A 7,296-nucleotide genomic window follows, 5' to 3' on the forward strand; every position below is an offset into this window, starting at 1 on the left:
CCCATCGCGCCATTGGGCGTCTTGAAAACGATAAGAGGATTCTGACGCCCCGGCGCTAGTGCCAGAACAGGACTTGTCTCAAAAACGTACTGGCCGTCTTAACGTGCGCTTCACAACGCGTCCTTTTTCGAGCGGACCTTCAGCACCACCCGGTTATTGGGGGCATAACACGCACGCTGCTCTGCACCGCTGCCATAGCAGATACTCACCACCGGCTCTCGATGACCGCTGCTCGACGCACTGACCAACGCTTGCGGAATCCCCTGGGCAATCAACGCCTCGCGCACTGCATCGGCGCGCTGCAGACCGAGCAGTTGATTTTCAGCTTCGTTACCCAGCGGGTCGGTATGCCCCTCGACACGAATCTCGTGGACTTTCACACCTTGCTGTTGCCAGCCCTGAAGAAGTTGACGCAGCGCCTGTTGTCCCGCCGTGGACAGTTGCAGCTTGTTCTTGAGAAACAGCTGCTGCGTGGTAAAGCTGTAGTCCTGATCTGGCGCCTTGTGGGTTTCCAGGAAGTTGTAATGACGACAGGCCTCGACCCGGGACGCCCTCGACAACACGTGCCGTTGCGCATAAATCATGCGCAACTTCGACTCGGCTTCGGCGCGTTCCACTGCCAGCGGTAACGTGTTGCCATCTTCACGCACCTGTAAAAAGTAAGTCTGGCCGCCTTTCAGCGTGGCCTGGTACAGGTCGTTGCGCTTGCCTGGGTAAAGCGGTTCGTCACCCAGATAAGCGCCCAGCGTATGCACCCCGGGCACGACACAAAAGGCGCTATAGCCACCCAGCAACAGGCTGGTATGGAACTCACGATCGATGTACACATGCGCGGCACTGCGCCGCTGTACCCCTTCTGCAGCACGGTAATACACCACTTGCGCCTGATCGGCGGCCACCGGCGGCACTGTTTGATAAGGTTGTTCACTCTGGGTCACGGTGGGGCGAGCCCAGAGTTGCGGCGCGTAAAAAGGCACGCACAACACAACTAAACCCAGCGACAGGCATCGCCGCCAGGGACTGACAGAATTAATACTCATAGCTACGCCACAGCCAGCCAACAGGCTGGCGATTGAGGGTTGAAGGACAGGCAGGCAGCGCTCGCCACCCGCCGTGCTAAGCCTTGCTATCAGGACTGGGGCGAACCTGTATCGACGCGAACCACTACCCGCCGATTCGGCGCATGACAGGCCACTTGCTCCGCGCGCGACCCCGCACAATCAGCGACCTCCAACTCCTGACTGCCCGCGCTCACGGCAGTGATCTTGTTGGCTGGCAGCCCGCCTTCGATCAACAAGCCCCGCACCGTTTGAGCACGCTTCAGGGCCAGAACCCTGTTAGCCGCGGCTGAACCGATGGGGTCCGCATGGCCGATCACGTCGATTTGTCTGGGTTCCAAGGCATCCCGCGACAACTGTCCGACCAACGCCCGAATGGCGTCGCGCCCTTCACGGGTCATGTCAGCGTTGCCAGACTTGCCGAACGCGAACAGGACATCGCCCGACAGGCTGTAATCCTTATAGGTAACGGCCATATCGAGGGTGTTACGACAATCCTCCACGCTCGATGCGCGAGACAGCGTGTGGACCTGTGCCCGGCTACCTTGCAGCTCTCGCTCGGCGTCTTTTTGTGCAACCACCAGGGGCTTGTTACTGGCACTTACCCGCAGAAAGTAAGTCTTGCCCGCTTCCAGATTAGCCTCGAAGGATTCACCGGTTTTACCTCGGTACAGCGGCGCATCATTCAGGTAACTGCCCAGCAGGTGTTTGCCCGGCGCCACACAGATCCGGGTATATCCACCCGGTAGCAGGCCATTGTGGAATTCGCGATCGACATACACATGAGCCGCCCCCGGTGTCGGGGCAGGCTCAGCCACGCGGTAGTAAATCACCTGGGCTTGCACGGTGCTGGCGCTGACACCGGGTTTGTAATCAGTGTCAAAAGCCTTTACCGAGGGTGCCGCCCATGCCTCAACCGACAAGGCACTGATAAGTGAAACCGCACAGAACAATGTCGCCCGTTGTTTTTTTTGCTTGAACATAGCCGAAGCTCCGCCTTGGGCGCTGATAGTCAGCAACGCCCATGGCTAAAAATGGAAACAAGTGAGTTGATGAGGCGGTACCCAGTACCGCCTCTGATGTTTATACCAAGTTCACCGTTACGCCCTGTTGCACCAGCAACTCGGCGTCGAGTGTGGAGTGTTGATAGGTGTTGTAAACCACACCTGCAACTGTGACATCCCCCACAGACTCCCAGCTACCAATGTCGGTGCCATCGAGCAAAAGAGCCGACAACTCAACACTATTATGTTCATTACCCTCGATCATCATTTGTACATTTTCGTCGTTGACGAACATATCGTTATGTCCGCTTTCCAAAACATCGGCCAACGATATCTTCAAGACACTAGAGTCTTCCTCCATATTGACCACCCCGCTAAGGAAGAAGCTATCTTGAGCGTTGGAAGCTGCCCCCTCCTCTTGTATTTCATCAGCAGCGAACAGCTTACCGCCACCGTTTAAATCACGAGTTATATTTATATTGTCAATAAGCGTTCCATTACCGTCTCCAGATGGAGTCGCGTAGTGAAAACTCCCAATCGCTTTACCTGCAGGTGCGGTGAACGAGACAAATCCCGAACGATTATTGATAGGAGTAGTACCCCAACTTTGTCTGCCTATTTCGATACCAGCAAGATCAAAAAATGCTACATACATTGGCTGCTTGCTACTTTCAGCGTAAAACTCAAAAGTCACCTTGACTGCTGCCTCATCAAGAGTGAACTTTGTGAGATAGTGCGTCAGTACCGCAGTCGAGGGACCACCAACCCAAAGCTTTTGCGATCCGTCCCCTTCCCCCTTAAAAGTTATGAGCTCCAGTCCATCTTCACTTTCAACTTTCAATGAGCTGCCTGGCACGTGGCTCCCTGAGGTAAATTTTCCTGCTGGTATTCTGTTAAAGTCAATAAGCTCATTACCCCTCGAGTTTTTGATAGAAAAATCAAATATAGACGTCGGTGTGCTTTCACCACCCACTGCAGTTACTACAGTTGCGGTAAGTTTATGCTGCCCCTCAGGCAACTTAGTCGTAGTAAAACTCCACTCACCCGTACTACTGGACTGAGTTGAACCCAGCAATACACCCTTATCATAGATATTAACCTTGGAATTGGCGTTAGCCGTTCCGTGCAAGGTAGGGGTGCTGTCGTCGGTGACATCACCTTTAGCAAGATTACCCTGACTGACGCCAAAATCATCCACCACGCGCGTGATCGAGATAGTGGCAGTATCCACGGTGAAACCAAAACCTGCAGACAAGCCACTGGTATTACCCGCTACGTCGGTAGCTTTGGCGGTCAGCGTATGCACGCCGTCAGCCAATGCAGTGCTTGGGGTAAACGTCCAGCCTCCCGATGCGCTCGCGGTGACACTACCGATTTCTGCACCTTTGTCATAAATGATCACGGTGCTGCCGGCTTCCGCTTTACCACTGATAAGCGGCTTGGTGTCATCGGTGACAGTACCTGGCTTTATCACACCTGTGATGGCGCCCACATCGTCATACACCGCATCAATCGTCGGCGTAAGCGGTGCCACTGTGTCCACAGTGAAGCCAAAGCTATCCGACGCAGCACTGGCGTTGCCCGACGCGTTGAAGGCTTTGGCTGTCAGCGTATGCACACCGTTAACCAGTGCCGTCGAGGGGGTAAACGACCAGCTACCCGAGGCGTTCGCAGTAACGCTACCGATCTCTACACCCTTGTCATAAATGACCACGGTGCTATTGGCTTCAGCCTTGCCGTAAACGGTTGGCTTGGTGTCATCGGTAACCCCACCCTGCCTAACGACACCCGTGATGGAACCCTGGTCGTCATACACCGTATCAATCGTAGGCTTGCCCGGCGGCGCAGTGTCCACGGTGAAGCCGAATCCTGCAGACAAGCCACTGGTATTACCCGCTGCGTCGATAGCTTTGGCGGTCAGCGTATGCACGCCGTCAGCCAATGCAGTGCTTGGGGTAAACGTCCAGCCTCCCGATGCGCTCGCGGTGACACTACCGATTTCTGCACCTTTGTCATAAATGATCACGGTGCTGCCGGCTTCCGCTTTACCACTGATAAGCGGCTTGGTGTCATCGGTGACAGTACCTGGCTTTATCACACCTGTGATGGCGCCCACATCGTCATACACCGCATCAATCGTCGGCGTAAGCGGTGCCACTGTGTCCACAGTGAAGCCAAAGCTATCCGACGCAGCACTGGCGTTACCCGCCGCGTTCATGGCTTTTGCTGTCAGCGTATGCACACCGTTAACCAGTGCCGTCGAGGGGGTAAACGTCCAGGTCCCGGCTGCGTTCGCAACGACGCTACCGATCTGTACACCCTTGTCATAAATGACCACGGTGCTGTTGGCTTCAGCTTTACCGCTGATGGTTGGCTTGGTGTCATCGGTAACCCCACCGTGCCTCACGATGCCCGTGATGGAGCCCACATCGTCATACACCGTATCAATCGTAGGCTTGCTCGGCGCCGCGGTGTCCACGGTGAAACCGAATCCTGCAGACTGACCACTGCTATTACCCGCAGCGTCGATAGCTTTGGCGGTCAGCGTATGCACGCCGTCAGCCAATGCAGTGCTTGGGGTAAACGTCCAGAATCCCGATGCGCTCGCGGTGACACTACCGATTTGAACACCCTTGTCATAAATGATCACGGTGCTGCCGGCTTCCGCTTTACCACTGATAAGCGGCTTGGTGTCATCGGTGATAGCACCCGGTCTAAGGTTTCCCGTAACTGAGCCCACATCGTCATACACCGAATCAATCGCTGGCGTATTCGGCTCCACTGTGTCGACAGTAAAACCAAAGCTATCCGACGCAGCACTGGCGTTGCCAGCCGCGTTGACGGCTTTTGCTGTCAGCGTATGCACACCGTAATTCAATACCGTCTCTGGCGTAAACGTCCAGGTCCCGGCTGCGTTCGCAACGACGCTACCGATCTGTACACCCTTGTCATAAATGACCACGGTGCTGTTGGCTTCAGCTTTACCGCTGATGGTTGGCTTGGTGTCATCGGTAACCCCACCCTGCCTCACGATGCCCGTGATGGAGCCCACATCGTCGTACACCGTATCAATCGTAGGTTTGCCCGGCGGCGCAGTGTCCACGGTGAAACCAAAACCTGCAGACAAGCCACTGGTATTACCCGCCGCGTCGATAGCTTTGGCGGTCAGCGTATGCACGCCGTCAGCCAATGCAGTGCTTGGGGTAAACGTCCAGCCTCCCGATGCGCTCGCGGTGACACTACCGATTTGAACACCCTTGTCATAAATGATCACGGTGCTGCCGGCTTCCGCTTTACCACTGATAAGCGGCTTGGTGTCATCGGTGACAGTACCTGGCTTTACCACACCTGTGATGGCGCCCACATCGTCATACACCGCATCAATCGTCGGCGTAAGCGGTGCCACTGTGTCCACAGTGAAGCCAAAGCTATCCGACGCAGCACTGGCGTTACCCGCCGCGTTGACGGCTTTTGCTGTCAGCGTATGCACACCGTTAGCCAATGCCGTCGCTGGCGTAAACGTCCAGGTCCCGGCTGCGTTCGCAACGACGCTACCGATCTGTACACCCTTGTCATAAATGACCACGGTGCTGTTGGCTTGCGCTTTACCGCTGATGGTTGGCTTGGTGTCATCGGTAACCCCACCCTGCCTCACGATGCCCGTGATGGAGCCCACATCGTCATACACCGTATCAATCGTCGGCTTGCTCGGCGGCGCGGTGTCCACGGTGAAACCAAAACCTGCAGAAAGATCACTGCTATTACCCGCAGTGTCGAAGGCAGCAACGGTCAGGGTATGGCTGCCGTTGACCAACGCTGTCGTTGGGGTAAAGACCCAGTTGCCCGAAACATCGACCGGCGCACTGCCGATTTCAACACCTTTGTCATAGATGACGACGGTGCTGTTGGCTTCAGCTTTACCGCTGAGGGTTGGCTTGCTGTCGTCGGTGATTTCGCCTGGTTTCAGGTTGCCCTGTACATCGCCCACGTCATCGTAGACCGACTCAATAGTTGGCTTAACCGGTGCAATGGTGTCGACCGTTACTACGTAGGCATCGGACGGCGCGCTGACGTTGCCGGCCTTGTCTTCGTTGGTCACGGTGAAGCTATGCTCGCCGTTGTTCAGCGGGCTTGGGGTGAAACTCCAGTTACCTTTGCCATCCACTTCAACACTGCCCAACAGGCTGTCGTTGTCGTAGATATGCACGGTGCTGCCCGGTTCGCCATTGCCCGACAAAGTCGGGGTGGTGTCATCGGTGCTGCCACCGTTGGCAATCGGACCCTGGATCTCGCCGACGTCGTCGAACACTTCGCCAATGACGGCTTTACCCGGGGCCGAAGTGTCGACGGTCAAGTCAAACACAGAGGTTGGATCGCTTTCGCCACCGGCTGCGGTGACAACGGTTGCGGTGAGGCTGTGCTCGCCTTCTGCCAAAGCTTGAGTCGGCGTGAAGCTCCACTCGCCTTTGCCATTGGACTGGGCCGAACCCAGCAATACCTTGCCGTCGTAGATGTTGACGGTCGAGTTGGCCGTCGCCTTGCCGTGCAAGGTTGGTTTGGTGTCGTCAGTGACGTCGCCATTGGCCAGGTTGCCCTGTTTGCTGCCAACGTCATCCGCTACGCGAGTGATCGTTACATCGACTGCGCGGGTGTCGACCGTGAAGTCGATCACAGCGCTTTGTTCGCCCAGGTTACCGGCTTTGTCTACGACCGCCGTGCTCAGGCCATGACCGCCTTCGGCCAATGGTGTGCCCGGCGTAAAGCTCCAAACACCCTTGTCATCAACCGGTACGCGACCGATCTCAACCCCTTGGTCATAAATGACCACGGTGCTGTTGGCTTCAGCTTTACCGCTGAAGGTCGGGGTGTTGTCGTCGGTGGTGTCACCGCTGACGATTGGGCCTTGAATTGCGCCCACGTCATCGCTCAGTTCAGCCGTGGCTTTGCCCGGAGCTGTGGTGTCGACGGTGATCGGGAACAGACCGGTTTGCGGGCTGATATTGCCGGCCGCATTGGTCGTGGTCGCTGTCAGGTTATGCAAGCCGTCTTTCAGGTCCACATCTGGCGTGAAGCTCCAGTTGCCTTTCGCATCAGCATCGACGGTACCCAACAACTTGCCGTTGCTGTAGATCGAGACCGTAGTACCCGCTTCGGCGGTGCCTTCCAGAGTCGGACGGGCATCGTCGGTGACAGCGTTTTTCTGCAGATCGCCTTTGATCGAGCCCACGTCATCT

The 7,296-nt window shown here is 56.2% G+C and carries 3 protein-coding genes; all 3 read right to left on the reverse strand.

Annotated elements, in window-relative coordinates:
• Positions 1–110 precede the first annotated feature (110 nt).
• Positions 111–1,040: an OmpA family protein gene (locus ACZRJ6_RS15680; protein WP_463968434.1), complete on the reverse strand. Its 930-nt coding sequence runs from the start codon at positions 1,038–1,040 to the stop codon at positions 111–113.
• 89 nt (positions 1,041–1,129) lie between these two features.
• Positions 1,130–2,041 carry an OmpA family protein gene (locus ACZRJ6_RS15685; RefSeq protein WP_463968433.1) on the reverse strand — a complete coding sequence of 304 codons (912 nt, stop codon included), beginning with the start codon at positions 2,039–2,041 and terminating at the stop codon, positions 1,130–1,132.
• Positions 2,042–2,141: 100 nt separating this feature from the next.
• Entirely contained in the window at positions 2,142–7,289 is a 5,148-nt protein-coding gene (locus ACZRJ6_RS15690; protein ID WP_463993541.1) for an Ig-like domain-containing protein, read from the reverse strand.
• Positions 7,290–7,296 lie beyond the last annotated feature (7 nt).

Source organism: Pseudomonas sp. C321, from assembly GCF_055407105.1.